Source organism: Aurantimonas sp. A3-2-R12 (assembly GCF_036016755.1).
Taxonomy (GTDB): Bacteria; Pseudomonadota; Alphaproteobacteria; order Rhizobiales; family Rhizobiaceae; genus Aurantimonas; species Aurantimonas coralicida_A.
In genome coordinates, this window is sequence record NZ_JAYXIH010000132.1 from 1 (window position 1) to 941 (window position 941).

The 941-nt window shown below is 59.0% G+C and carries 1 protein-coding gene; it reads right to left on the reverse strand.

Features of this window, described 5'->3' with window-relative positions; translation table 11 throughout:
• Positions 1 to 21 precede the first annotated feature (21 nt).
• Positions 22 to 857 (reverse strand): IS5 family transposase gene (locus VSX60_RS22400; RefSeq protein ID WP_442873146.1). Its coding sequence is split into 2 segments (ribosomal slippage): positions 22 to 446 and positions 446 to 857, totalling 837 coding nucleotides; the frame shifts between segments, so codons are not numbered across the junction.
• Positions 858 to 941 lie beyond the last annotated feature (84 nt).

Below are 941 nucleotides of genomic sequence, written 5' to 3' on the forward strand. Positions count from 1 at the left end.
AGAGTCGGTCCGGAAAGTTATTCATATTGAACAGAGCCTTCGCAGCATGAGGCGGATAGACGCCAGTTTGAGGAATGCGAGCGCGTTGCGCGACAGGTTCTCGAAATCCTTGGCCAGCCTTCGGCATCGCCCCAGCCATGCGAACGTCCGTTCGACCACCCAGCGTCTCGGCAGAACCTCAAAACCCCTGGCTGTGTCGGATCGCTTCACGATCGCGGTCGCAAGTCCGGGCATGGCTTTCTTCTGCCCCTTGGCGAAGACAGGTCCCTGATAGCCGCCATCCGCAAACAGCTTCTTTAAAAACGGATAACGGCCGAACAGCGTCTTCAGGACCAGCACACCGCCATCACGGTCCTGGATGTCGGCCGGATGAACCAGCGCGTGCAGCAGCAGACCTACTGTATCGACAAGGATATGCCGCTTCTTGCCCTTGACCTTCTTGCCCGCATCATACCCGCCCGGGTCGATGCGACGCCCCCCTTTTCCGCGCTCTTGACGCTCTGGCTATCGATGATCGCCGCCGTCGGGCTAGCCTCGCGCCCCATCACCTCGCGGCATTTCACGTAGAGTTCCTCATGGAGACGGCCGAGCGTGCCGTCCCAGTTCCACAGGTCGAAATAGCTGAACAGCGTGCTCTTCGGCGGCAGGTCCTTCGGCACCGCCCGCCATTGGCAGCCGGTGCTGAGGACATAGAGCAGGCCGTTGAGAACCTCGCGCACGTTAACCTCACGCCTGCGGCCACCCCGCTTGGCAGGAGGGATCAAAGGCTCCACCAGCTCCCATTCCGCATCCGTCAAATCGCTCGGATAGCGCAGACCATCCCGATTGTATTTCCCGCGGTTTGCTTTCGTCCACATCGCTTCCATGCCCTCGTCGAATCAAATCAACAGCATGGAATCACAAACGATTCATATCATTCAACTTCTTTGTGGACCGACACT